Source organism: Sunxiuqinia dokdonensis (assembly GCF_001270965.1).
In the GTDB taxonomy this organism is placed as follows: Bacteria; Bacteroidota; Bacteroidia; order Bacteroidales; family Prolixibacteraceae; genus Sunxiuqinia; species Sunxiuqinia dokdonensis.
In genome coordinates, this window is record NZ_LGIA01000171.1 from 33,133 (window position 1) to 59,346 (window position 26,214).

19 protein-coding genes are annotated in these 26,214 nt (G+C 47.2%); 1 reads left to right on the forward strand and 18 read right to left on the reverse strand.

Going from position 1 to position 26,214, the window contains the following annotated elements:
• Positions 1-9: 9 nt before the first annotated feature.
• From NC99_RS14075 to NC99_RS14090, 4 genes are all read right to left on the reverse strand, one after another.
• Entirely contained in the window at positions 10-1,773 is a 1,764-nt protein-coding gene (locus NC99_RS14075) for a RagB/SusD family nutrient uptake outer membrane protein (protein ID WP_053184802.1), read from the reverse strand.
• 19 nt (positions 1,774-1,792) lie between these two features.
• A complete protein-coding gene (locus NC99_RS14080) occupies positions 1,793-5,233 on the reverse strand; it encodes a TonB-dependent receptor (protein ID WP_204375014.1) in 3,441 nt (1,146 codons plus the stop codon).
• A gap of 84 nt (positions 5,234-5,317) precedes the next feature.
• Positions 5,318-6,352: a FecR family protein gene (locus NC99_RS14085; RefSeq protein ID WP_162231227.1), complete on the reverse strand. Its 1,035-nt coding sequence runs from the start codon at positions 6,350-6,352 to the stop codon at positions 5,318-5,320.
• Positions 6,353-6,492: 140 nt separating this feature from the next.
• Positions 6,493-7,077 (reverse strand): RNA polymerase sigma-70 factor, encoded by a 585-nt coding sequence (locus NC99_RS14090; RefSeq protein ID WP_053184807.1) that lies wholly within the window; start codon positions 7,075-7,077, stop codon positions 6,493-6,495.
• 260 nt (positions 7,078-7,337) lie between these two features.
• Here NC99_RS14090 and NC99_RS14100 point away from each other — a divergent pair, with 260 nt between their 5' ends.
• Complete coding sequence (locus tag NC99_RS14100) at positions 7,338-9,767, forward strand: PAS domain S-box protein (RefSeq protein WP_053184812.1); 2,430 nt, start codon at positions 7,338-7,340, stop codon at positions 9,765-9,767.
• 724 nt (positions 9,768-10,491) lie between these two features.
• Here NC99_RS14100 and NC99_RS14110 read toward each other — a convergent pair.
• The 14 genes from NC99_RS14110 to NC99_RS14180 form a co-directional block, all read right to left on the reverse strand.
• The gene (locus NC99_RS14110; protein ID WP_053184818.1) at positions 10,492-11,406 is read right to left on the reverse strand and encodes a TIM barrel protein; all 915 of its coding nucleotides are present in this window, start codon (positions 11,404-11,406) and stop codon (positions 10,492-10,494) included.
• A gap of 271 nt (positions 11,407-11,677) precedes the next feature.
• Positions 11,678-12,112, reverse strand: a complete 435-nt coding sequence (locus NC99_RS14115) for an SRPBCC family protein (protein WP_053184821.1) — start codon at positions 12,110-12,112, stop codon at positions 11,678-11,680.
• The gene (locus NC99_RS14120) at positions 12,112-12,492 is read right to left on the reverse strand and encodes a VOC family protein (RefSeq protein ID WP_053184824.1); all 381 of its coding nucleotides are present in this window, start codon (positions 12,490-12,492) and stop codon (positions 12,112-12,114) included. Before NC99_RS14120 ends, NC99_RS14115 begins: the two co-directional genes overlap by 1 nt.
• Before the next feature lie 202 nt (positions 12,493-12,694).
• The gene (locus NC99_RS14125; protein ID WP_053184828.1) at positions 12,695-13,687 is read right to left on the reverse strand and encodes a beta galactosidase jelly roll domain-containing protein; all 993 of its coding nucleotides are present in this window, start codon (positions 13,685-13,687) and stop codon (positions 12,695-12,697) included.
• Between the two features lie 2 nt (positions 13,688-13,689).
• Complete coding sequence (locus NC99_RS14130) at positions 13,690-14,754, reverse strand: beta galactosidase jelly roll domain-containing protein (protein ID WP_053184830.1); 1,065 nt, start codon at positions 14,752-14,754, stop codon at positions 13,690-13,692.
• Positions 14,755-14,819: 65 nt separating this feature from the next.
• On the reverse strand, positions 14,820-15,197 hold the full coding sequence (locus NC99_RS14135) for a hypothetical protein (RefSeq protein WP_157624905.1): 378 nt from the start codon (positions 15,195-15,197) through the stop codon (positions 14,820-14,822).
• Positions 15,198-15,470: 273 nt separating this feature from the next.
• On the reverse strand, positions 15,471-16,151 hold the full coding sequence (locus NC99_RS14140) for a response regulator transcription factor (protein ID WP_053184836.1): 681 nt from the start codon (positions 16,149-16,151) through the stop codon (positions 15,471-15,473).
• Between the two features lie 4 nt (positions 16,152-16,155).
• On the reverse strand, positions 16,156-17,688 hold the full coding sequence (locus NC99_RS14145) for a sensor histidine kinase (RefSeq protein ID WP_053184839.1): 1,533 nt from the start codon (positions 17,686-17,688) through the stop codon (positions 16,156-16,158).
• A 63-nt stretch (positions 17,689-17,751) separates the two neighbouring features.
• Positions 17,752-18,735 carry a bile acid:sodium symporter family protein gene (locus NC99_RS14150; RefSeq protein WP_053185030.1) on the reverse strand — a complete coding sequence of 328 codons (984 nt, stop codon included), beginning with the start codon at positions 18,733-18,735 and terminating at the stop codon, positions 17,752-17,754.
• Between the two features lie 639 nt (positions 18,736-19,374).
• On the reverse strand, positions 19,375-20,712 hold the full coding sequence (locus NC99_RS14155; RefSeq protein WP_053184842.1) for a rhamnogalacturonidase: 1,338 nt from the start codon (positions 20,710-20,712) through the stop codon (positions 19,375-19,377).
• A 544-nt stretch (positions 20,713-21,256) separates the two neighbouring features.
• The gene (locus NC99_RS14160) at positions 21,257-21,592 is read right to left on the reverse strand and encodes a type II toxin-antitoxin system RelE/ParE family toxin (RefSeq protein ID WP_053184845.1); all 336 of its coding nucleotides are present in this window, start codon (positions 21,590-21,592) and stop codon (positions 21,257-21,259) included.
• On the reverse strand, positions 21,589-21,780 hold the full coding sequence (locus tag NC99_RS14165; RefSeq protein WP_053184848.1) for a hypothetical protein: 192 nt from the start codon (positions 21,778-21,780) through the stop codon (positions 21,589-21,591). Before NC99_RS14165 ends, NC99_RS14160 begins: the two co-directional genes overlap by 4 nt.
• Positions 21,781-22,582: 802 nt before the next feature.
• Positions 22,583-24,160, reverse strand: coding sequence for a calcineurin-like phosphoesterase C-terminal domain-containing protein (locus NC99_RS14175; RefSeq protein ID WP_082326496.1), 1,578 nt, complete (start codon positions 24,158-24,160; stop codon positions 22,583-22,585).
• A 987-nt stretch (positions 24,161-25,147) separates the two neighbouring features.
• Positions 25,148-26,152 carry an LLM class flavin-dependent oxidoreductase gene (locus NC99_RS14180; protein WP_053184857.1) on the reverse strand — a complete coding sequence of 335 codons (1,005 nt, stop codon included), beginning with the start codon at positions 26,150-26,152 and terminating at the stop codon, positions 25,148-25,150.
• Positions 26,153-26,214 lie beyond the last annotated feature (62 nt).

The window sequence follows — 26,214 nt, forward strand, 5'->3', positions numbered from 1 at the left end:
AACACAATTCTAATTCCAGCCAGGATTTTGTGTCAAATTTGGATTCAAACTTAGTTGATCTGTCGGGAGTGGATTTAGGTATAACTTGTCATCCCATGTTCGGGACGAATTCGCGTAAACCTTCAATAGTTTTTTATCGGCTCCATCCCAATCTGTGAACTCATAAAATGAGCGACCTTCAAATTGATCAGTGCCTCCGAACAGGTTTTTATAACGTTCGACAACATCTTCATTTACCACCATTCCCAACATCGTTTTGGGATTTTCAATTAATACGCCGGCATTCCATCGACAGATATCATCCCAACGAAAACCTTCAAAAGCAAGCTCAATCCGACGTTCTCTTCTAATTTCATATAATAAAGGTGAAATGGCATAACCATACCTTGGTTGTCCATCAACCAAAGCAAGTGGATCTTCAGCAGGATTAAGAGATAAACGTCCCATTTCAAACACCCCTGGTTCATCAAGCCGTGCTCTTAACATATTTATGGAAAGATCAAGGTCGGTTTGAGAGATCGTGCCCAACTCAGCTTTGGCTTCGGCATAAATCAGCAATACTTCAGCATACCGAAAAACATACCAATCATAGGTTGTCTGATTGGCTTCATTTTGTGCCGGAACAGGATCCCTAAATTTTGAAGCCATATAACCCGTTGGACACTCATTTACCGCAACAGTTGTTGCAGGATAAGAGATTGGACGTGATCCATCCAAATAATATGGTAAATTCTTATTATCAACCATATTTCTTAAACGAGGATCTCTATTGGTCATTTCCAGTTGTAACGAATCATCTCCTTGGTAAAGCGGACTCAATGCGATTGGGAGTCCATCAACACATACAAATGATTCAATAAAATCTTTACTAATACCCCAACCTGTTTCATTCACTTGTCTGGACAAACCATGCATCAATTTATCTTTTACATAGATTCGGGGAAGTACACATTCTTGATTACTGGTCAGGTCTTCTTGAATGAACTGTTGGCGGTAAAACAATGGATAATCGTCAAACATGTAAGGTGCATTCCCCTTTACAATAGCATAATTACCCTCATCCATAATTTGTTTCGAGGCAGTAGCAGCCATTTCCAGATAAGCCTCCCAACCACTTAAGTTCCGGTATTTCATCCAGGTACCTTCATACAAGCAAACCCGAGCTAAAAGCTGAAGTGCTGCAAACTTATGAAGACGCCCATTTTCAACATCTTGCGGAAGTTTTAGATTTAAAGCTGCAAACTCTAAATCTTCTATTACTTTGTCTATTACAAACTTTCGTGGATCCCGAGAATTAAAAAGAAGCTCCTCGTCTGTCGTAGTAAGGTCTTTATCTAACCAAGGAACATCTCCAAAGGTTTTCACCTTATTAAAATATTCATGAGCTCTGAAAAAACGAATTTCCCCTACATAGTGAGCAATCTCTTGTTCATCACCTTCCACGGTCTGATAATGAGATAAAAAATAGTTGACATTACGGATATTACTCCAATTGCTAATTGCCCATCCACCTCCACTTCCGGGAACGGTGATGTTGTTAAACAGGCGATTATCTGGAGAGTTCGTCACGCAATTGTCGCTCGTATTATCAAGCCATTGACTTGGAGAGGAAAGTGTTGTATAAAAGTTATTAGCATACAACTTCAGATCATCGGTCTTCTTCCAAAAATTGAGATCTGTGATTGCATCTTCAGGAACTGTATCTGTTACATCACACGCTCCCAAGGCCAACACAAACCCTATAAGAATAATTATAAATTTATATCGTTTCATATTTTACTAGTTTAGCATTTTAAAAAGTAAGATTTAAACCAAAAGAATAAGATTTTGGGACTGGATAGCTCATTAAATCAGTATTCTCGGGATCATAAAGATCAGATAGCTTCGTAATTGTAAAGATATTTTGCCCCGTAAAGTAGAAACGAACTTTATCAATAGGGCTTCTATAAATCCACCTTTCAGGAAGGGTATATCCTAAAGTTAATTGCTTCAATCTTATATAAGAAGCATCTTGAAGATACAAGGTTGAAACCTGTCGGTTTCCATGTCCTCCATTGATGTAGGGACGAGGTAGTCTGGCATCTTTGTTATCCTCTGACCAATAATCCAACGTTTCTTTCATTGGAACATCCCATTGACTTCCGATTCCAAAGAAACGGTTGCTTCCTGTCCATAAATCACGTTTTCCAACACCTTGAAAGAAAAGGTTTAAATCAATTCCTTTCCAGGAAGAGTTTATTTGCATTCCGTACTGGTAGCGAGGAGTACTATTACCAATAATAAGTTTATCCCCATGATCAGATAAAGTATTGCTGCCCCATGAAATTTCATCGTCGTCATTCTGATTAACATACTTAACATCTCCAGTATTCCATTGTCCTCCGTATAATTTAGATTGATCTACATGGTTGGCGATTTCTTCCTCAGTTTGAAATAAGCCACTTGCTTCATAACCCCATATTTCATTAATTTTTTGTCCAACATAGTAGTTCCCTAAATCTCCGGTAGGGTTGTCAAACTTCGTAATTTCAGACTGGTAATCGGCTATATTAAATGATACATTATAGGAAAAATCTTTGATTCGATCTTTCCATGTAGCTGTAAATTCCCATCCATAGGTCTTCATATCAGCTGCATTTTCCCTAGGGACACCAGTGCCTAATACAGCAGGTAAAGGCTTGCCTGATGTCAACATTCCAATCGTATTGCGTTGATAAACATCCACTGTTGCTAAAAGCTTGTTTTCCCAAAGCCCTACATCTGCACCAATATTCCATTGATTTACCTCTTCCCATGTAAAAGAAGGACTAACTAACGATCCCGGCGATACGCTAACTGGTAAAATACCACCTAACATATAAGAAGTGGCCGTATTAATTCCATAATTTGAGATATAGGGGAAATCGCTGCTGCTGACAACTTGGTTTCCTAAAGAGCCATAGGAAGCTCTCAACTTTGCTTCGCTAACAACATGCTTCAAACCGTCCCAAAAGCCTTCTTCAGAAAAACGCCAGGCAGCTGAAACAGAAGGGAAAAATTCAGCACGGTCTCCTTTCGGAAACTTTGAAGAACTATCGTACCGTCCATTAGCTTCCAGGAAATATTTCTCAGCATAATTGTAATTAAATCTGAAAAATGCTCCTTGCACCGCCCAAGAAGAAGCACTGCCATTCACGTAATCTTCTCCGGTAGCCCGGTTTATTGCAGGGAGATCATTATCAATCAGGTTTTCGCGTTTCGCATAAAACCATTTCAGATCTTTGGTCTCCTGGTTGTACCCCACAAGAACTTTAAAATTATGGTCTTCAAGCGATTTCGTGTAATCGGCATAAGCATTCAAAGCCTTGTAGTAATCATTGCTATTCTCTAATGCTACTGAGTTGGGATTTACCCAAGGATAAATGTTTGATTTACCAGGTTCTGCCCAATATTCAGAAAATAGTCTTGAGGTACGCTCTTTATTCCATGAATATGGATTAAAGGTGTAATCAACATTTACTTTTACATCTTTTATCGGTCGGATTTCAACAGCGCCAGTTAACCAGAGATCGTTTACTTTGCGCTGATCATAGCCTCCTTCTGCTCCAACAGCAAAGGGATTGGTAAAAGATCCTTGTCCTGCCCAACTACCATCAGGATGTCTTACCGGCATCAAAGGGCGAAGATCGTTTTTTAGTTGTCCTGAATATTCTGATATTCCTGACCAGCCATTGCTACCTCCTGAAGGGTGATCTTCAAAAGAATAAGTATACTTGGCACGCCCTGAAACGGATATCCATTCTAATACATCAACATTTAGATTCAAGTTTATATTATGACGTCGGTAAGTATCATCATATGAACTTAAAAAACCATTTTGATCTAAATATCCATACGACATAAAATATTGGATCTTTTCAGTTCCTCCCGAAAGACTGGCATTTACTTGTTTAAGAATTCCATTTTGATAAAGTTCACTTGCCCAATCGGTATTTCCAGCATAATTATACTTTCCATTCGTGTCTATTTCCGGATCATAGTAAACCGGAGAATTATTAACTGGATCTTCATAATATTTCAATGCATGATCCATTAACCTCTTATCAAAGTAATTACTTCCACCTGCATTAATACTAGCCGTATTCATATATGTGATATACTCCCAGCTGTCAGCATACTTAGGAATGTTAGTCGCTGAGGTTACCGTATACGAACTCGAAACATTCAGTTTAGGAGCCTGCTCCCGCTTTCCCTTTTTAGTTGTTATTAAAATCACCCCATAAGCAGCTCTCGCTCCATAAATGGCTGCAGATGCTGCATCTTTTAAAACAGAGACACTTTCAACGTCATCCGGGTTAAGAAGATTGGGGTCTTGCACAACACCATCAACTAAAACTAAAGGACTTCCTCCATTTAAAGACGTTGTTCCTCGAATATTGAACGTTGCACCCTGCCCAGGAGCATAATTCTGAGAAACCTGCAGATTGGGAATTGTTCCCTGTAATCCTTGCCCCAGATTAGTTATTGGTCTATCCTCCAACACATCACTGGAGACAGAACTTACTGCACCTGAGAGATTTACTCTTTTCTGTGTGCCATACCCAATCGCCACTACTTCCTCAATCCCGATGGCATCTTCCTCCATCACCACATTGATGGTTGATTGATTGCCAACAACAAACTCCTGGGTGCGCATCCCCACAAACGAAAACACCAGTGTGCTTCCAGCAGGAACGTTTGCAATTGTGTAGTTCCCATCAAAATCGGTAATTGTTCCGTTGATGGTACCTTTCTCCAAAACAGTCACGCCAGGCAGTGGCTGACCAGAATCATCATTGACTTTCCCGCTGACTGTTCGTTCTTGCTGCAGCGAACTTCCATGAACAGAACCAGACAAAACAATCTGACGGTTATTGATCGTGTAGCTGATGTCGGTTCCGGCAAATAATGCATCCAAAACTTCGTTGATTGTTTTGTCCTTTAATTCAAGCGACACTTTCGAATCAAGCGATACATTTTTGTTGTTGTAGAAGAAGAAAAAATCACTTTGATTTTCAATTCGATCCAGCACTTCCGTAATGCTCGCGTTGGTCACTTTCAACTCCAGTTTCTGAGTCTGCGCATAGTTGCTAAGGGCAAAAGTTTGCAGACAGGTTAGCGTGATCAGAAAAACAGTTAATCTCATAATCTTTAAGAATTTTCCGATACAGGCAAATAAATACCTGTAGTCCGATAAGAACCAAGTTTTTTTCATAAATTTGTTTTTTTCGTTGAATTAATTATTTCTATATGATTGATTCACAAAGGACAGTGGTGCGAACACTGTCCTTTTTAGTTTCTATTCCATAATTCGTACCTCCCTGTTTTCAATTTTTGTGTTCACATTCGTCGAAATTTCAATCATTTGCAAAACCTCAATCAGGGTTTCGTCCTGAATGGTGGCGGTGTAGCGAATTTCAGAGTCTAAAATGGCCGGAGCCACATGGATCGTGCAGTTAAACCAGCGTTCCAGTTGCTTGGTGACTTCATGCAAGGGTGCATCCTTAAAGATTAAGCGGCCATCTTTCCAGGAAGTGGTTAAGCGCGTATCAACTTCTTCCACATACAGTTTTCGCGAACTTTTATCCAGGCTGGCCTGCTGCCCGGGCGACAAACGGGCCACTTCTTCACCCCTGGTATTCAATAAAGCGATGGATCCCTCTTCGAGTGTCGCGCTCATCTGCTCATCGTTCGAGTAGTTCGACACATCGAATGAGGTTCCTAAAACCCGGATATCCAACGCACCGGTTTCAACAATAAAGGGCTGATCTTTGGCGTGGGACACTTCAAAATATCCTTGTCCGGTGAGCTTGACCTTGCGCTGGCTTTGCTGCGTAAAATTGATCGGATATTCGAGTGAGCTTCCTGAGTTCAGCCAGACCACACTATGATCGGGCAAAGTAAACTGCACCCGCGAACCCGGACTGGCAAACACCTGCTGCATCGCTACCTGATCCGTTTCCGGAGCAAGTTGAAACAGCCGGTACGACAAGTAGACTGAGCTAATCAGCAAGGGGATAAATAAGATGGCAGCAATACGCACCGCGTACGATTTCCAATTTTGTAACGAGTATTTTGCAAATTGTTCTTTCCGCTGCGCTGCTGTTATCCTGTCCCAAATGCGATTTCTAAGCTGGTTGAAATAGAGATCGTGCTGACCTGTACGGAAATTCTGGGTTTTACGCCAATGCATTGACATCATTTCATCCAGCTCCTCATCCTGATAGTTTGCGTGGATGTGTGCCTGAAGCTGCTCCCGGTCGGTTTCACTAATTTTTCCCGAAAATAGTTTTTCCCGGTATTCTTTCCAATTGATGTCTTGTTTTGAATTCATATCCATTTATCCAATTCATAAAGGTATACACGCGTGGGCAGCTTCACCCCTATTGGTTCACGATTTTTTTTCCGAAGAATACGCCATGAAAAGTTTCAGGCAGCCTCTTGCCCTTGAAATGGGTAACTGCCCCCGCGGCTTTACAGAAATAATTCGAAAAAGACCAACCCCGAGAACCCGGCAGAGAGGAGTTCCTTTTTGATCTGAGCGAGCGCCGAAGTCATTTGGTTTTCAACGGTTTTAACAGATATACCCAGTTGCGCCGCAATTTCGGCATTGGATAAGTTTTTCTCCCGGCTCAGAAGAAAAATTGTTTTTCGCTTAGGGCTTAGCTGTTCAATCGACTGCTTGTACGCCCGTTCCAACTCGTTAAAATCCAATTCTTCATCCAGCAAAATATTTTTCCCGGGGTGTAATTTGGAATAGTTCAAATAGAGTTGCTCGTTTTTTGATTTGCGGATGGTATTGAGGATGGCATTTTTTGCGATCGTGAAGATGTACGAATCGAGTGATTTGTCCGATGTCAATTCTTCCCGCACATTCCAAATCTTCAAAAAAACTTCCTGAACAATTTCTTCGGCCTCCTGGGTACGCTTCAAATAACCAATCGAAAACTGATGGATCCGCTTTCCATACCGGTCATACAATTCCTGAAAAGCCTCGGAAGATCCTTCTTTCAGTTTCAGAACAAGTTCTTGATTGGTATGACTTAAGTTCGTGTTCAAAAGTTTAGCGTTTCGTTTTATCAATGGTCAAAATTAGAAATTCCGGGCTTGAAACCATACGCGAATCAAATTTAAGTACCAAGGCATACTTTGCCAAGTATCTCTGGTTTCTCCTATCCAAAACCCAAAAGGCCAGGTTCCAGCCTACTAAAAAAACATTTTGAATCCCAGCCAAAAAGCGTATATTTCGGCCCGTTAAAGGATGAAGTCCGGCTTGATCCGGACTTGCCATTAGCACGATCAACAAGCTGGAGCGCTCCATGAACCAATTATTTATAGCCCTCACTCAAAACACCGCTTTACTGATTACCTTGTCAGTATTGTATGGACTGTTATCTCGATTCCGCTCAGGGTCGCTGATCCGGTTCAAGATTCTTGCCGGCCTTTTGTTTGGCCTCATTGCCATCGCCGGTATGCTCGTTCCCGTTTCGGTGCAGTCAGGCATTTTTTACGATGGCCGATCCATTGTGCTGTTGTTAAGCGGACTTTTTGGTGGAGGCCTGGCAGCGGCCATCGCCATGATTTTGACCGGGGCTTTTCGGGTTTACCTGGGCGGAACCGGGATGTTTGCAGGAGTCCTAACCATCATGCTATGCCCGCTGGTTGGTGTGCTTGCCCGGCGATTGTTTCAACACAAGCCCGGCGAAATTTCCATGTTCAACCTTTGGATCATCAGCTTGGTAGCCCACCTCCTGATGCTGCTTTCGCAACTGGCCATTCCCTGGCCCTCGGCCTTGGAAATTATTTCAGAAATCTGGCTCCCGGTGCTGACCGTCTTTCCCCTGGCGACCCTGATCATCGCCATTTTAATGCAAACCGAAGAACGGCGACTGCAAGCACTGGATTCCATCCGAAGAAGTGAAAAACGGTATCAAACCCTGTCGGAAAAGTCGCCGGTCGGCATCTTCCGTACCCGGCCCGATGGGTACACCACCTATGTCAATCCGCGATGGAGCCAAATTACCGGCCTTTCCTTTGACGATGCCCTCGGAAACGGATGGCTTGAAGCGGTGCACCCCGACGACAAAATCAAACTATTGGATGGCTGGAATCAGGCGACCGACCGGCAAGAAAAATCGATTGCGGAGTACCGTTTTCTCAAATCGAACCGGGAGGTGGTTTGGGTGTTTGGCGAAGCCGTTGCCGACGTATCCGAAACCGGAGAAGTTTTGGGCTATATTGGGACCATCACCGACATTACACAGCGGAAGCTGGCCGAACAGGCACTTGGGGAGAGTGAATTAAACTATCGACATTTGTTTGAAAATGATTCGGCTGTCAAACTGATGACAGCGCCCGCTACCGGCCAAATTATTCAGGCTAATCTTGCCGCTTCCGAGTTTTACGGCTGGACGGTGGATGAGCTGAAATCGATGAATATCAACCAGATTAAAATTGAAACCCCGGCAAACGGCTCGGCCGCACCAGAAAACAGTTTGGACGAACAGGGAAACTTTTATGAAGAAGAGCAGCATCAGCTGGCCAATGGCAAAACCAGACATGTAGAAGTTTTTACCAGTAAGATTCGGTTTCAGGGGCAAGATTGTTTTCACTCCATTATTCACGATGTGACCGGCAGGCGAAAAGCCGAAGAAAAACTCCGGCTGCTTGGAAAAGCGCTGGAACAAAGTCCCGTAAGTATCACCATCAGTGACAGGGAAGGATTGGTTGAATATGTGAACCCAAAATTTTCGGAGATTACCGGTTATCGTTTCGATGAAGTGATCGGAACCAATTCCGACATACTTAACTCCAGGGAACATGCCAACGTTCTTTCGAGAAGTATCTGGGATACCATTACTTCGGGAAGGGATTGGATTGGCGAAGTAGAAAATCAGCGAAAGAATGGGGAACGATACTGGGAAAGCCTGATTATTTCGCCAATTTTTGATCCGGCCGGACAGATCACCAACTTCATCAGTATTAAAGAAGACATTACTGAGCGTAAGCAAATGATCCGGGACGTGATTGTGGCCAAGGAAAAAGCAGAAGAAGCGGAACACCTGAAGTCCGCTTTCCTGGCCAACATGAGCCACGAAATCCGCACCCCGCTGAATGCCATCCTGGGATTCACCACCCTGCTGACAACAAGCAAGGCGATCACCGATGAAACCCGGGAGAGTTACATGGCCATCATCAATAAAAGTGCGGAAGGTTTATTGCGGATCATCAATGACATTTTGGATATTTCGAAACTCGAAACCGGGCAGGTAAAAATCTACAAACAGGAATTTCGAATTAATCCGGTGCTGGAGAGCCTGTACGTGCAATACCAGAACAAACTGACAGAAGCCGGTAAATCAGGCATTGAACTCATTCAATTGCCCCCGCCGGGGGATCTGGAGATGGTCAGCGATAAAGACCGCCTCACGCAAATTTTGTCGAACCTGCTCGACAACGCCTGCAAATTCACCGAATCAGGAACCATCACTTTTGGAGTTGCCCAGGTGCTCAACGGGCAGGTGGAGCTGATGGTTTCCGATACCGGAATTGGAATAAGAAAGAAGGACCAGTCCAGTATTTTTGAACGGTTTCGCCAGGTGGGCCAAAGCAGTGTGCGTATCAACTCGGGCAACGGACTTGGGCTGGCTATCGCTAAAAGCCTGGTGGAGTTGATGGACGGGCAAATCGAATTCGAATCCGTGCTGGACGAGGGAACAAGCTTCCGCATTCGGTTTCCCTTAAAATAAATCAAAGCTACTTCCAACGAAATGGGAAAACTTAGTCACTCATCGTTATTTCTTCCTCGTATCAATCTACTCTTTATGCACAAATATGATGGGTCACAAGAACGACTAAGAACCGGATACCCCGACGGGGTTAAACAACAATAGCCCCGGATGGAGTGAAATCCCGAGCACTCGGGAGGGTTGAAATGCACGCCATCAAACAAGGCGCAATCACCTGGTAGTTGGTTGCTCCCAGCCAGCATGCGCCGCATTGATTGTCGTTTGATCCCATCGAATACTTGTTTTGTCCTTCCGGACGGGATTTCATTTTTTCCATTCGATGAAAAAACGAAACAAAAAAATCTAGTCAAAGTGATCCTTCTCCCCGCCTCAGGATTTTTTCTTTCCGGCGCACAACCCCGGATACCCACCAAAACTTGTCCGGCCACTGACGGAAATCCTTCCCGCCAACACCGGCCCGGGCAACTTTGACGGCCTGCGCTGCTTTCACCTTAAGGTGAAGTGGGGGACTTATAGATCGAAACTTTTCCGTTGGTTTCTATCTGGTTCTTTGAAGGCTTGCATGTGGGTTGGGAAGGTTTGCATCGACATAAAATGCATGCCGACCGTATTGCTCTTTGTTCGCTTTTTGTTGAACCCGTAAAACGCATGCTGCTGAAGGTCGCCAATAAAAAACCCGGAACTGAATCAGAACCGGGCTTATATAACGAACACTTCTTATTTTTTACACCAAGATTTTGGTGGTCAGGTTATTGATGCTGACTTCCAGTTCTTCAAACGGTTGTCCGTTACCCTGGTTGTCATCTTCAACAAACATGTATTTCATGCCGGCCACTTCCTTGGCTGCTAAAATCGCTTTAAAATCAATTACTCCAGCTCCTACGGAAGCCACATCATCTTTATTGACATCGAAGAACGGCGCTTCGTGCTTGTGCATGTCTTTCATGTGGAACAGCTGGAATCGTCCCGGATATTGTTTAAACAGCTCCACCGGGTCAACGCCGGCTTTGTGCGCCCAGAACAGGTCGAGCTCCATGGTGATGTATTCCGGATCCATCTCCGCCAGGAAAATATCATAGTAAGGCACGATACCATCAATGGTTTCAAACTCGAAATTGTGGTTGTGATAACCAAACTGAATGCCTACGCCATTCATGATTTTGCCAACCTCGTTCCAGTCGCCCACCATTTTTTTGTAGGTTTCAATGTTGCGGTCTTCGTCGTTCACCCAAGGCTGTACGCAATATTTTACGCCCAACTCGGCATGATCGTCGGCCATTTTCTGGGCATTGTCCACCGTAATTCCGGCCGCCTCAACCTGGGTGTGGCTGCTGATGATTTCCATGTCCAAATCGTTGACCATCTTTTTGAATTCTTTGGGTGAATAACCATAGAATTTACCATCGGAATAGCTGGCCAGCTCGAGGTTTTTGTAGCCCAAATCCGATACTTTTTTCAGCGAGCCCGCTACATCGGCGGCCATGGCATCGCGAATGGTGTACAATTGCAGCCCCACGCCAAAACTTTTACGGTCAGCGGGTTGTGGCTGGCTACAGGCCAAGGGTCCGAGCACGGTCAGGCCCAGAGCTCCTGCTGCCGAAACTTTTAAAAAATCTCTTCTGTTGTTTTGTTTTCTCATGATTCTAATTATTTGTTGGAATAGTAGTTAACGCATGTTTGTTTTTCGAGAGGATAAATATACGACAAATCATTCAAGGACATGGATTGAATGAATAATTTCTTAATCGTCTTTATCGCAACTGATTCAAGTTCCCTCCGCTGAGCGTCGGGACGTCTTCGAATCGACATCGGCATCTCGCGACTTCGACATCAGCATCTCGATGACGCGACATCAGCATCTCGATGTATTGAGATCGGCACCACGCAGGAATGAATCAATGAGCTGAGACTTATTCCACAAACTTCTTAATCGATTCTCCGATGATGGTATTCCATCCCTCCACAAAATTCGCCTTGGCCAAATCCGGATGATTGGTTCCAAAGCTTTCCAATCCCTCGTGTGTCAGCCGAAGCCTTGTTTTTTGTCCTTCGGGGAAAAGTTCAAAACTCACCAGGCTGTTGCCGGGATACCCGTCGTACCGCCAGGAATAGGCCAGCTTTCGGGCCGGAATAAGCTCCTTGATTTGACAAAGATGAAGGTATTTCTTTTCGTCGTTTCCACCGTAAAACTGAAATTCGAAACCCACTTCAGGCCGAAAGTCTTCCAAATCGAAATACCACTGTTTCATGTCGTTCTTGTTGGTGATTGCTTTCCACACCTTGACGATGGGCGCATTCAGCACCACTTCCTTCACCACTGGTTTGCCTTCATTTTTTGCTTCCATCACCCATCCTTATTTTCAGGTTCATTCAAAATAAAAACCGTCCCCGCCGGATCGGTGATCCAATGCATGTTTTCGGGAATCTGCTCCAGCTCATCGCAAGTTTCCGTTCCTTGCCGTTTCAGGTAGTCCGTGGCCGCATCAATCGCGTTGGTCTTCAGCTCCAGCCAAACCTCCGGATGCGCATAATTGTCAACACAATCGAGCCAAAGCACATTGCCGCCAAATTTCACCTGGTGTGTTCGCGACACCGTGGGGTTTTCAATGGCTTGTTCTTCGACATCGAGTTTTAAGACATCGCGATAAAACGCGACCGTTTCTTCGTACTTTCTTTTGGGTATTTTGATGGCGATGTTGACGCCTCCTTGAAATTTTGGATCCATAGGCTCACTCCTTTTACATTTGGTGTATTCTCCATAACAACAGATGGAAAAGCCTGGTTTGATAAGGACAGGCCATTCAGCTACGGACACATCTCAAACGTTGGCAGGAGAAGCTGCCGGTAACGAAGAATGGCAGACCATTTCAGGCCTGCCATTCAAACTAAACGCTCAAATCCAATCGTGAAAAACTATTTGCAAAAAACTAATTTCTTCGTTTCGATTTCCAGTACGCACGAAACTGATCCTGGGTCATCAAGCCCACCGGGCCTTCCTGAATGCCACCAAATCCACCCCAGTCGTACACCCGGATCTCCAAAATATTGTCTTCGCCCGCTTTAAACACATGGGGCGGAATAAAGTAATTTCGCAATTGACGGTGCGATTCACCGTATCCCCTTCGGTGGTAGTCGCCTGTTTCGCCAATAAACTTTCCGTTGATGAATAGCTGGTCGGCATCATCGATCCGGCCGGCCAGCAGCACCAACCGCTGAGAAGCAATGGCTTCGGAAACCCGGATTTTTCGGGTGTAGACCGCATAACCATCAAAGTTGTTGTAGCCCTGGTTCTCCCAGGCACCAGGCACCTGAATGGGCTTGTGGTCCTGCTCCTGAAAAGCCTTTCCCTTGTTGAACATCCAGGTTCCGGTCAAATCCTGAAAAAAAGGAGGCAACACGCCGGTTGAAAAGATGCGGACGTTTCCCGAAATAATTCCGCCTTCGAGCTGGCTGTCGTACACCCGAACGGCCAGGATGTTTTCTTCGCCGAACCGAATGAGGCTTGGTGGAACTTCGTACTTACGCAAAGCATTGTAGGCCGTGGTATAGTGTGGCGAGAAAGAGCCGGTTTGACCAATCTTGGTCCCGTTGATAAACACTTCATCCACATCGTCGATATAGCCCAACTCCAGTGTCAGTTTTTTATTCTCCAGCTCGGCCCCCAGCGAAAAGCGGGTGCGGTACCAAGCATAGCCGTCGTAGCCGCGGAAACCTTCGTTTTCCCAACGTGCCGGCACCCGGATATGATCCCAGTCCGTATCATCGTATTGAGGCGAAGCCCATTCGCTGCGGTCGCCGATGCGAAACTTCCACAGCCCGCGCAAATCCTTCTCGTCGGGCTCAGCAGCCAGCACAGCATGGGCCATGAACAGCAGCACCATCAGGCTTCCCAACCACCTCCTTGTCTTTCGTGTTTTCATAGCTAATCTAATAAGCGGATCAGATCACGAAAAAATGAATTCCAACCCCAGTTTTTCTCCTGCCACCGGATCTTCTCCCGAAACTGGCTGACATCGTCTCCCCTCATGATTCCCACCGGTCCCTCATAAATACCTCCATCCTGAAAAACATCCTCCACTTCAACCGAAAGCAGGTTTTTACTTTTTAGCAAGTTCGATGGAATTTTGTAGATCCGGTAGAGCGAATAAGCGTTGCCGCGCTGAAACCGGGAATAGGTATCCAAATCCTCCACCTGGCCAATCTTGTATCCATTCAGGTAAACCACATCGTAATCGTCAATTTTTCCCAAAACCAGGTACAGCTCTTCGCCTTTCAAAGTTTCGGGCAGCGAAAATCGTTTTCGGTACCAGGCCCGTCCGTTGTAATCAGCATAACCCTGGCTTTCCCATGTCATGGGCACATAAATGTCGTCCCACTGTTCATCGCTGGTTTGCGGGTCATGCATATTGCCAAAGTTGTCGGTGGTAAACTTCCAAGTTCCACTCAGGTCAAAAGCCATTTGGGCCTGGTCGCGGTCGTAGTACAGCCCAAACTTATCGGCCCGGACGATGCCCCCATCGCGGCCTTCATCAAACACGCGCACAGCAATTACATTTTTTGTTTTATTGAGGAGCGCAACCGGAACCAGGTAGTTTCGCTCCAGATTGTACGCGGTTTCATAGTTCGGGAAAAAACCTCCGCTTTGTCCCACTTTTTGTCCATTGACAAACACTTCATCCGCATCGTCAATGTACCCTAAAAAGAGGTGAACCATCCCGGTTTCGGGGATCCAGTTCAGGCTGAAATTTTTCCGGTACCAGCCATAACCGTTGTAATCTTCGTAATAATGTTCCCAGGCTTTGGGTGCCTGAATCACGTCCCAGTCGCGCACATCGGTTGCCGGATCAGCCCATGCCGGGTCGTCGCCCACCGTAAACTGCCAACTTCCGTTCAGGCTGATAAGCGATTTCCAATCCGCAGCCTTCAGCTCCGAAGAACCAAAGGCTGTCAGGATCAATACATAAACGATGATAAATCTGCTGGTCATGATGTCGTGAACTTTGGGTACAAGATATTTAAAAACAAAATCAATTCGAAATGCTGCTGTCTGGCTTACCAGGCCTCGTAACGCAAATCCATATTAAAGATGTACGCTTTCCCCACTAGCACCTTGTCGGCTTCGATTTTACGCGTTTTAAAAACGTGCTTCACATAGTCAGTTGCAGCACCATCTTTGCTTTTCACCCGGACGAGGCTCAGCGACTGGTCTCCATTCACGATAAAACAAACCTGCACTTTTTCATCCAACTTGTCGATGTCGTTTTGGTAGAAGTAGTTGTTCCAATCCTTGAGGTCGTTGTTGAACACCTCGGTGATTTCGTGGTACAGCTCTTTTTTGGCCATGGTGGCAGTGGTTTCACTTGCGAAAGTCAGGCCGGTCATCATTAAAAAAGCGACAACCATCAGTGTCATTGTTCTTGTTGTTTTCATTGCTTTGAGTTTTTAGAGTTTCTGTTTCTAATTGTTTTCTGGTACAAAGTAAGGGCACAGATGTAAGCCCGCTGTCAAACAATGATCACATGATATCATAAGATGTCACAGAAATGTCATGAAATTGGGTAACTAGTGATTGGATATTGGTTATTGAATATTGAAGTAGTGGGCTACGGTACGAATTGCAGCTTGCAGCTACTCCATACGCCTGTTTACGGCAACTCGAAACCTGAAACCTGAAACTCGAAACTTAAAACTCGAAACTTGAAACTACAACACCAGCTTATACCCCACACCATGCACCGTGATGATGTGCTGGCTTTCGGGTGTGTCGATTTTGGTGCGCAGGCGGACAATGAAGTTATCGACCGTGCGGGCGGTAGGTTGGTAGTCCATGCCCCACACCTGGTCGAGAATGTCATCGCGTGTCACAATCTTACCGGCATGCCGGTAGAGGTAATGCAGAATTTCAAATTCCTTATGCGACATTTTCACGGGCTGGCTTTTGGTATCAAAAGCTTCGTAAGCATCGAAAGAAACCTGCAAACTGCCAATGATCAGCGAATCGTTTTGGCTTTTATCACTGTTGCCCGTTCGCCGTAAAATTACTTTGATGCGGGCCAGCAATTCGCGCAGGCTAAACGGTTTGGTCACATAATCGTCGGCGCCCAGCTCCAGCCCCAGCACCTTGTCCAGCTCTTCGCCACGGGCCGTCAGCAAAATAATCGGGGTTTCAATGCCCTGGGCACGGGCTTTTTTGCACACATCAAAACCCGACAGGCCAGGAAGCATGACATCCAGCAAGACCAAATCAAAATGACCGGCTTGTAACTTTTTCAAGCCATCATCGCCACGATCGGCTGTTTCAACCTGGTAACCCTCGAACTCCAGGTTATCGCGCAAGCCAACCAACATGGCCTGTTCGTCTTCAACAATTAAGATTTTCGACATGCTTTTATTCTTTTTCTTTACGCGGAAATTTCAAACTAAAGGTACTCCCTTCACCCAACTTACTGCGAACTGAAACCGTTCCGCCATGCGCCTTCATAATCCGTTTCACCAGGTTTAAGCCCAACCCGGATCCTTTGGCACGGTGAGCCAGGTCGCCTTCGGTCACGCGGTAAAACTGATCGAATACATACTTCTGATGTTTGGCCGAAATACCGATCCCATTGTCTTCCACTTCAATCCACACGTGCTTGGCCTTTTTCAAAATGCGCACCCGGACTCGCTTTTCGGGCTTGTCGCTATATTTCATGGCATTGTCGAGCAGGTTGCCAACAACCGTTTTCAAAGACTCCCAATCAGCCATCACCCAGGCCTCCGGCTCGCCGGGTTCGCATTGACATTCGACATGGGCTGCCGACAGGTGGGCATTAAAATCAGCAACAATCTCAGGAAGCGCCTGCTGCAAGTCAATCCGGTCAAAGTGGTACTTAATCCGGTTGCGCTCAATACGCGAAAAATTCAAAATCCGGTTCACAATGCCGGTCAGCCGGGCACTTTCCTCGTGAATGGTTTGAAGATATTCGGCCTGTTTCTCTTCGGTTTTGACCCGCTTCAACAGGAGCGTTTCGGCATACATGCTGATCAGGGCCAGCGGCGTCCGGATCTCATGCGACACGTTGGAGACAAACTCCGACTTGATTTCAGCCAGCTTGATTTCTTTTCGAACATTGATCACCACAAAAATAAAACCCAGCACCACCAGCAAGCCCACGCCCATCAGCATGTAGTTGTCGCGCTGGGTGCGCTCGGAAGCCAACTCTTCCAAGGTCTGCGATTTTAACCGGATACCCAACTGGTGCCCGGGCAGGTACCACATGGCTGCTCGTGCCGACGTTTGGGCCAGGCCGCTATCCTCGCCCGTGGTAAACAGCACCTGATTCGAGACGGAATCCGCGATGGTGATGTAAAAAATGTCGTGCGCCACCTGCTGAATCATGGGGCTCAGGTTTTGCTGAATAAAGGCCTGCGGCTCCACCACCAACTGACAAAGCTGTTGGCCATCGCGGTTTTTCGGCAGAAAATAGAGCAGCAGCCGTTCCTCAAAAGCCTGCACCTGAACGCGCTGATAGTTGGCTTCGAGGTATCCCTGTAGCCGGTCGAGCTCCGGCTGCTCAGGCCACACATCCACCACAAAAGCCGAATCGTTGAAGTAAATCGCCTGTTCTTCCTGGACATTCAGGTCGGAGAAACGCACCGCCTTTAAAGCTTCGTTTTTGGCAAACAGGTTTTCCATCAGCCCTTGCATCAGCTCGCCCTGCGGATCAACCGGATGATCGAGGCTTTGGCTCCATTGCTGGACCACATTTTCAGAATATTGATTGATGGAATACAAGATGGATTCGAGCTGGGTGCTAAACACCCGTTCAACCATTTCTTCGTTTTTGCTTAAGGTTGAAAATTCCCTCACAAGGTAGAATCCCATAGGAAGGGAAACAATAATCAACAGGACCAGGCTTATTTTGGCTAGCGTTCGAACCATACGTTTTTTCTCTGTTTACTGGCAAAGGTTAAAGGTATTAAATCGAAACGGAAATTCCACCCCTCAATCCTTCAATCCTTCAATCTTCTCCTTCCCGTAGCGGCGGGCCACAATGCTGATGTAGAACAACTGAAAGGCATGGTAAATCATAACCGGCACCAAAAACAAGCTGCCAACGGAGGTATCGCCAAACAAGACCATCACCATGACCGAGCCGTGAACCAGCGACTTTTTTGAGGAGGCGAACAAGATGGTAATCCGGTCTTCGCGGTTAAAGTGCATCAGGCGGGTCAGCACTTTGGTCCCTTCAAAAATGAAAAAGAACAAGCCAATGACACTGCCGCCCAACAACAGCAACTCGTGCAGCATGATGCTGGTGAACACGCCATTCAGAAACGAATCGCTAAAACTCCGGTACACCACCATCAGAATCACAGATTTGTCGAACAGGCTCAGATAGCGCTTGTTGCGGTTGGCCCAAACACCCCACCAGCGGTGCAGCAACAGGCCAATAAATACGGGAATCAGAATTTGAACGACCAAGTCGCGGATGACTTCACCAAAGGCGAAGGCTTCGCTTTGCTTTTCCAGAAAAATACCCATCCACAGCGGGGTGAGCAAAATGCCGATGACACCGGATATGCTGGCGTTGAAAATGGCACTGGGCAGATTACCTTCAGCAATAGACACCATGACCACCGAGGAAGAGACGGTGGACGGCAGCGCCGCCAGAAAGAAAACCGCCAGCCAAAGCATTTCATTTTCGCTGCCTGCCAGCAAAGGGCGAAAGGCCAGCACCACCAAGGGAAAAACCAAAAAAGTGATGGATTGAATCAGCAAGTGCAAGCGCCAGTTGCTGAGGTCGGCTCTGAGTTTTTCGGGACTTAAGCGCAGGCCATAAAAGAAGAACAGCAGCGAGATACCGTAGCGAATGAGCACCTTCAGCTCGATGGCGCTGCCCTGCCTGCCAATGCCCGGTAGCAGGTACGCCAAAAGGATTATCAGCAGAATGCCGGAGATAAATCCGTCGGGCAAAAATCGTCTCATCGCTTGGAAATACTTGTTGGCCATGAAGCTATGCTTGTCGTTTTCTATCTGCAAAGATGGCTTTATTTCAGAAAAGACCTTGTTTCGGCGAGGAAAATATTGCGGGATTGGTCATTGGATATTGGGGTGTTGGACGACCCTGTGGTTGGATTTTGGAATCCCGTCTTTGCCGGGACAGCTTTCTAAAACACCAAGCCACCAAGTTATTAAAAACCCAACCACCTCCCTCCCGGTAAACCGGGAGTACTCCTTCTCTGTAAGGAGGAGAATTTTGGCCAGTGACATTTCGCTTGCTGTTCTCTGAAAACCTCAGCGAGTTGAGCCCTTTCTCCTCCTTGGATAGGAGGAGTACCCAAGCGCAGCGCAGGGGGAGGTGGTTTGTTCTTTCCACGATAATCAAGCTTTCCTCATTCTATGGAGATGCCGAAACAAGTTCGGCATGACTCGCCAGTGCAAAGCAAACACCCTCAGGCGAAAAGGGTCATCCTGAATTCATTTCAGGATCTGCCGGAGAGTTGAGCCAGCGCAGACTGGCCCGACGCCACCTGCACTGACAGGTTCTGCGCGAATTGAAGCTTGCAGCTCCCTACTGCCAACTGGGACTGCCAACTGCGACTGCCAACTGCGACTTCTCCCCCCCTAGTCCAGGCGTTCTCCGTTGACCACCACGTTTTTCAGGGTCAAGCCATCAAACAAGTCTTGTTTCAGTTCGCCGTTCTCGGCGGTTACTTCTACATTTTCGAAGGTGAAGTTCTTCAGGTGATCATATTCTGACACATCGATATCGGCAAAAATCTTCGTGTCGAGTTTGATGTTACGAAACACGATGTGGTTGGCCTGAGATACCGGAGGTGCTTCATGTCCTTTCAGGTCGAAGAACTGCCGCCAGGGTTTGGCAAAAAGCAGCCGGGTAGCCTGGCCGGTAATGTTTTCAACCAGAATGTACTCGTACAGCTGGGGCGTATCGGGCCGGTTTTTAAGCCACAACACACGCGAAGGGCCATCAACCTTACAATTGCTGACGATGATGTTGCGGTTGTGAATCGACTCGCTGCCGCAGGTGACCGCCGAATGACAAAAGCCAAAAGTACAATCGCGGATGATGATGTTTTTATTTGGTCCGTTGTTGGGGTCAGTATCTGCCGTGGGACCTTTGCCTCCTTTCAGGGCAATGGCATCGTCGTTGACCTCCATGTAGCAGCCTTCAACCAGCACATTGGAGCACACATCCAGGTCAATGGCATCGGTGCTGGGCGCTTTGACGGGGCTGGCGGGGGAGAAAATATGCAGATCGAGAATCTTGACGTGGTTGCATTGGTAAAAGTGGGAGGTCCAAAAGCCCGAATTCTGCAGCCGCACATCCTGCAACTGCACGTGGTTGCTTTTTTGAATAAACACCAGCCGGGGACGCGACACCTCCAGGTTGGTACAGTCGGGATTCTCTTCGCGGCGCTGCCAGAAGGCTTCCCAGTATTTCAGCCCGTTGCCGTCGATGGTTCCCTTGCCGGTAATGGAAAATCCATCCACGCCATAGGCATTCACCACTGCAGGGAAATAATCCAGGTTTTGGCCTTCCATTCGTGAGGGCATGATGGGAAAGTTGCTAATGTCATCGGAGCCCAGCAAAACGCCACCCTCGCGCACATGCAGGTGGGTGCCCGGCTTAAAAAACAAGGCGCCGGTTAAAAAACGGCCTTCGGGAATAATGACTACCCCACCCCCTTGCGCCGACGCTTCGTTGATGGTTTGCTGAATGACTTCCGTGTTCAGCGTTTGCCCGTCGCCCACCGCACCAAAGTCGGTAATGAGCAGTTGCACGCCCAGTGTATCGGGGTCGATCTTGCCGGTTTCGTTAAACCAGGCCGGTATTTCTGAGCCATCGGGGAACAAAGCTACGGGCTGGGCATCGGGACTTTGGCACGAAACCAGTTGCATCATCAAAATTGTGGCAAACAAGAAGGCGGTCATCTGTTTCATCAGAAAGTTGGTTTATGGATGTTCTTATTTCATTTTTGAAATTCGCACCATGGCGCTTTTCATTTTCCTCATACGAAGTTTCAAAGGTCGGGTTTTCAGCAAAGAATCAGCTGTAATTTTGTACACATTCGCCGGGACAAACTGTTTTTTTCTATCTGGTTGGGTGAAATGCCAAGGATTTCGAATACGCTTTGGGGTGAACAGGCGCGGTGCTGGATGTTGGACACTAGATTCTGGATGCTCGATACTGGATGCTCGATGCTGGATGCTCGATACTGGATTCCATCAGAGATTGGATTTGCGCCTACGACTGCCTGCTTCCAATCCACTTCCTCCTGCCTCGCTAAAACGGAGTGGCATCCCGAATTCATTTCAAGATCTCTTTGCTACTCGGCGGATGCCCACGCGACGAGTCATCCTGAACTTGTTTCAGGATCTGCCGGTGACTTGGAGCTTGCTGCTTTTTTTAACACGAGGATGCGAAGATGTTGAAGAAGACGAAAACCCAGGACGAACGAAAAAACCATAGCGCTCAGGGTGAAGCTTAGATTAAACCTTCATCTTTTAAGATCTCAGTAATTTGTTTTTTGGGAAGTGCTGCTTGTTCGCTTTTGTCGTAGATCGATAATAACGTGACATTCTTCTCATTCTCAGAAACAATGAGTTCAAAAGTAAGAATCCTAAAACCCCCGCTTTTGCCTTTGTTCTTTGATTTTACAGAAAGCCTGTACTTATAGATATTTCCACCTAAATCAATCGGTTTTATGCTTTCAATTCTAGTGATGAAGAGTTTTAAATCGGCTGACAAAGAATGAAACTTTCTGGCGTATTTTTTAAACTTTCGGCTGAATGTTTGGGTGTATCGAACGGTAATTCTCATTCAAAAAGCTGATCGATTGGTTTTGTTTTTCCAGCCTTCATTTCCTTAATTGATGTTCTTAATTCATTGGCTAAGTCATTTTTATGGATTTTGACAAACGCCCCGTCTTTAGCCATTTCCTTGATTAAGCCGAGCAAGTACTTGCCTTTATTATTCCGGGTGTCGATTTCTAAAATTAACTTTTCCATACCTTTTGAATGTTTCCTACAAACTTACAATTATTTTCTTGCAACAAAAAAGCTCATCCAACATAAAAGCGGTTCTCCTTTCTGAAACTAACACGCTGTTATTAAAAAGGATGAGAAAACCTTAAACCCTCAACCCGCAGGCCTGTTTACCCCAAATCAACGGAAAGAGGAATAGAAAGAAAAGCCCAACCACCTCCCTCCCGGTAAACCGGGAGGACTCCTCCTTTGTAAGGAGGAGAAAGGGCGCATCTCCCGGAGGTTTGGAGCAAAAAGCAAGCGTAATGTACTGCCGCAAATTCTCCTCCTTTCCAAGGAGGAGTACCCAAGCGAAGCGCAGGGGGAGGTGGTTTGTCCTTTCCAAGAGCTTGTCCAGAACTCGCTTCGGGAAGAAAGATCCAAGCGCAACTCCAAGGGGAGGTGCTTGGAACCTTAAATTAACTCTTCTTGATTCTTTCCCCTCGCAAACGCCGCATTTTTCCGTCCGGCAACCGCCGGATCAGGATCTGCCGGCTAAAACCAAGCTTTCCTCGTTCCATGGAGATGCCGAAACAAGTTCGGCATGACTCGCCATAACATACATCGCAAACGCCCTGGGCGAAAAGTGCCAAGCTATCCGGCAACCGCCGGATCAGGATCTACCAGCGAGTTGCGCTACTTGCAGCTTGTAGCTTGAAGCTAAAGGCGACTGGCACTGCAAGTCTCTCTGGCTCCTCCAAACCTCTGTGGTTGGACAGACATGAGGCTTGCAGCCAACCACTGCCTACCGTCACTGCTCACTGCGACTGTCCCCTGCCTCCATCGTCTAAGGCGCTTCAATGCGGTAGCTGCTGCTTTGGGTGAAGGTTTGTCCAAACTGGTCGGTCACTTTCACTTCGATGGTGTGGTCACCCACGTCCAGGTTGTTTGGAATACCCGTGCGCCAGAGGTGGGTACTGGCTTTTGGGTTCGAAGGGCGCCGGCCGTCCAGCAATTCCTCGGTGAAGTCCCACTCGTGCAAAAGGTGCAGGTAGGCCGGGTCGTAGTCGTTCATATAACTCATTCGTTTCCACTCCCCGTCATCAATGCGGCAGTACACGGTATCGCGTTCGCTACCCATAAAAAAGTTGACCACAATACCGGCTGAGGTCCGTTTATTTTGTTCCAACACTTTGGGCGCAAAAATCTCAAACTGGTAGTCTGGCGATTGACCAGCCACCTGGTAGCGTAGCTTATACTCATTCCCCGAGAAACTCAAAAGCGCATAGCCCTTGGGTGTTCCGTCGCGCATGGTCGAGATCGGCACCCCTTGTTCGTTCAGGCGCCCACTGTACCAATCGCCCGAGGTAGTACCGGCATTGTAGTGGTAGTGAGGCTGCTCCTGCAGCCAGCCGTGTTCCGCAGTCATAAAATCCTGGCGCTGCAAATGGGTGTGTGCCGACATGGACAATGTATGCGGATAGTCCTTTAGCAATTCGAAGAGGCGGTTGCGGTCCTCATCGCGGAAGGCGTCGCCGTCGGGCTCGCTGATGGGGATATGAAAAGCCAGCACCACCAAATGATCTTTGGGAACAAACTGCAAGTCGTTTTCAACAAACCGGAGCTGGTCTTCGCGAAAGCCACCCCAATAACCGCGGCTATCGCGCGGGTCGGGATACAAAATATCATCGAGCACAATGAAGTGCACTTGTCCATGATTAAAGGCGTAGTTCGCCGGCCCAAAGTGGGTTTCAAAGGTTTCATCGGTCAGGTGGTCGGCCTCCCCGTCGTAGTTCATATCGTGGTTGCCCATCACATTAAACCAGGGAATGCCAATGGCGGCCACCGCCCGTTTATAGGGATCAAACAAGTTGAGGTCGTCGCCCACCAAATCGCCGAGACTAAGGCCCAAATCAACGCCCTGGACCTGTTCCAGCTCCGAGACAATGCCTTGGGCAAAAAAATCAATTTCCTGTTGGGTGTAGGGCTGCGGATCACCAAAGACCAGCATTTGAAAGTCGGTTTTTTCTTCTGAAGGAAGCAGCGCAAAGTCAACCGAGCGGGGAAGTTTGCCGGTGGGTTCGCTGCCTTTGTACTTCAAATCGGGAGAGCCCTCTGGCTTATGGATGGTGTAGAACTGTGGCAGGTTAAATTCGTTGACCGGCAACTGGTAGCCAGCCGGTTTAATCACAAAAATGATCTGATCGTCGGAAGCAGGCAGCTCGTACGCGCCTTCCGCATTGGTTTGCACCACCTCAAGGCCATTGGAAACCGCCACTCCGGAAACCCCTTGCTCACGGCGGTCTTTCCGGTTGTTTTGGTTCACATCTTCATAAACAAAGCCACGCACCACCGACTGTGCAGCAACAAACAGGGGGGCCATTAAGAACAGACAAGCAACGATTCGAATCCAATAATTTTTCACGGTTTTCAGGTTTTATGCATCAGGATGCTGGTTTAACAATGACGCCCGTTTCCGGGCAACTTGACTAAAATAACAATCTCATGGCGAATTTGCTCGATGAACCAGAGATATCTGCTTGATGCCGGATTTTTTAACGCGAAGACACGAAACCACCAAGTTTATCAAGAAGAAACAGGCCCAACCACCTCCCTCCCGGTAAACCGGGAGTACTCCTTCCGTCCCCGAGTACTCGGGGCCGGACAGGCTCTTTGTAAGGAGGAGAATTTGGGCCAGTGGCATTTCGCTTGCTGTTCTCTGAAAACCTCAGCGAGTTGAGCCCTTTCTCCTCCTTTTCAAGAGCTTGTCCCGAACTCGCTTCGGGAACTAGGCTTTACACACAAATATGATGGGGTCGCAGGACCGATTAAAGTTATTGGCTTTTCCGAGAGAAACCGATTACCCCAACGGGGTTAAATATCAATAGCCCTGGGTGGAGTGAAACGGAACCCAGGGTTGAAATGCGCAACATCAAACCAGGCGCAATCACCCAGTTTTTGAATGCTCCCAGCCAGCATGCGCCGCATCGCAAAACGTTTGTTTTATTGTCAATGCGTCCTTGTCCTTATGCCGGACGGGCACATCCTTTTTCATTGATAAAAAGGATGCAAAAATCTAGTCAAAGTGACCCTTCTCCCCACCTCAGGATTTTTTCTTTCCGGCGCACAACCCTGAATACCCACCAAAAATCCTTCCCACCAACGCCGGCCCGGGCGACTTTGACGGCCCACGCCGCTTTCACCTTAGGGTGAAATAGGGGACTTAAGGATCGAAACTTTTTCCTTGGGTTCTGTCGCCTGGCCCTTTCATAAAAGTCCAGATCAAGTGAGGATTAATACGCATAGAGTTGTCTATTAAGGGTAGTTTCCTTTGACGGAAGGGGTGGCCCCGAGTACACGGGGACGGAGTGGTTTCTCCTTCCCAAGAAGCTCACCCATGGCTTTTTTAAGTTTACAAGTCGCCCATGATTTCTGAAAATATTTTAAAGGACTGGACGCGGGTTTGATGGTCAAAAATATGCGATGTGATCATGATCTCATCGGCCTGGGTCAGTTCCAGGAAAGCTTTTAGATTTTCGCTTAGTCTATCGCGCCCGCCAATCAGAGCATAGGTCAGCATCTGATCGATCTCACGCTGAAAGATCCCCCAGGCACTGGTCTGTGAAGGATCATCGGGTGGCTGCATCAGTTCTCTTCGTCCGGTGATGATTCCCAGGATCAGCCGTTTTAAGGTCGTCGCCTGCCGTTCCGCTTCTTCATCGGTCTCGGCGGCAATCACCTGGCTGCAAACCATCACATAGGGTTTGTCAAGTTGTGGCGAAGGCTGGAAATTTTCGCGGTAGATCTCCAAGGCGGCCAGCAGTTGAGCCGGCGCAAAATGGCTGGCAAATGCGTAGGGCAATCCCTGTGATGCTGCCAGATAGGCGCTGTCGGTGCTTGAGCCCAGGATCCACACCGGGACATCGGTGCCCTCGGACACAAAAGACCGCACGGCACTGTTCCGGTTGTCGGCAGAAAAATATTGCCGTATCTTCTTCACTTCATTGGGAAAATCGTGCACAGCCACCATCCGGTCTGAGCGTATTTCACGGGCTGTCAGCTGGTCGGTGCCCGGCGCACGGCCTAAACCCAGGTCAATCCGCCCGGGAAAAAGCGAGGCCAAGGTTCCAAATTGTTCCGAAACGATCAAGGGCGAATGGTTCGGCAGCATGACCCCGCCCGAACCGATCCGGATGCTTGTGGTGCCTTGCGCCAGATACCCAATGATGACCGGGGTTGCGGCACTGGCCACATTGGGCATGTTGTGGTGCTCGGCCACCCAAAAACGGGTGTAACCAAACTGTTCCGCCTGTCGTGCCAGGTCGAGGCTATGCTGTAAAGCTTCGCGCGGCGAGGATCCTTCGGCAACAGGTGCCAACTCCAAAACCGAATAAGGAATGTTTTTCTTTGATGTCATAGTCTAAAACCGATTGAACTACTACTAACAACAAGCCAGCCGATTTGATTAAAAACAGCTCC

Excerpts from the sequence above, each read along its gene's own strand:
- NC99_RS14110 (WP_053184818.1), bottom strand. The coding sequence starts at position 11,406 with ATGAGAAAACAAAACAACAGAAGAGATTTTTTAAAAGTTTCGGCAGCA.
- NC99_RS14120 (WP_053184824.1), bottom strand. The coding sequence starts at position 12,492 with ATGGATCCAAAATTTCAAGGAGGCGTCAACATCGCCATCAAAATACCC.
- NC99_RS14075 (WP_053184802.1), bottom strand. The coding sequence starts at position 1,773 with ATGAAACGATATAAATTTATAATTATTCTTATAGGGTTTGTGTTGGCC.
- NC99_RS14165 (WP_053184848.1), bottom strand. The coding sequence starts at position 21,780 with ATGGAAAAGTTAATTTTAGAAATCGACACCCGGAATAATAAAGGCAAG.
- NC99_RS14115 (WP_053184821.1), bottom strand. The coding sequence starts at position 12,112 with ATGGAAGCAAAAAATGAAGGCAAACCAGTGGTGAAGGAAGTGGTGCTG.
- NC99_RS14135 (WP_157624905.1), bottom strand. The coding sequence starts at position 15,197 with ATGAAAACAACAAGAACAATGACACTGATGGTTGTCGCTTTTTTAATG.
- NC99_RS14150 (WP_053185030.1), bottom strand. The coding sequence starts at position 18,735 with ATGAGACGATTTTTGCCCGACGGATTTATCTCCGGCATTCTGCTGATA.
- NC99_RS14140 (WP_053184836.1), bottom strand. The coding sequence starts at position 16,151 with ATGTCGAAAATCTTAATTGTTGAAGACGAACAGGCCATGTTGGTTGGC.
- NC99_RS14160 (WP_053184845.1), bottom strand. The coding sequence starts at position 21,592 with ATGAGAATTACCGTTCGATACACCCAAACATTCAGCCGAAAGTTTAAA.
- NC99_RS14155 (WP_053184842.1), bottom strand. The coding sequence starts at position 20,712 with ATGAAACAGATGACCGCCTTCTTGTTTGCCACAATTTTGATGATGCAA.
- NC99_RS14145 (WP_053184839.1), bottom strand. The coding sequence starts at position 17,688 with ATGGTTCGAACGCTAGCCAAAATAAGCCTGGTCCTGTTGATTATTGTT.
- NC99_RS14080 (WP_204375014.1), bottom strand. The coding sequence starts at position 5,233 with ATGAAAAAAACTTGGTTCTTATCGGACTACAGGTATTTATTTGCCTGT.
- NC99_RS14085 (WP_162231227.1), bottom strand. The coding sequence starts at position 6,352 with ATGAATTCAAAACAAGACATCAATTGGAAAGAATACCGGGAAAAACTA.
- NC99_RS14180 (WP_053184857.1), bottom strand. The coding sequence starts at position 26,152 with ATGACATCAAAGAAAAACATTCCTTATTCGGTTTTGGAGTTGGCACCT.
- NC99_RS14130 (WP_053184830.1), bottom strand. The coding sequence starts at position 14,754 with ATGACCAGCAGATTTATCATCGTTTATGTATTGATCCTGACAGCCTTT.
- NC99_RS14125 (WP_053184828.1), bottom strand. The coding sequence starts at position 13,687 with ATGAAAACACGAAAGACAAGGAGGTGGTTGGGAAGCCTGATGGTGCTG.
- NC99_RS14100 (WP_053184812.1), top strand. The coding sequence starts at position 7,338 with ATGAACCAATTATTTATAGCCCTCACTCAAAACACCGCTTTACTGATT.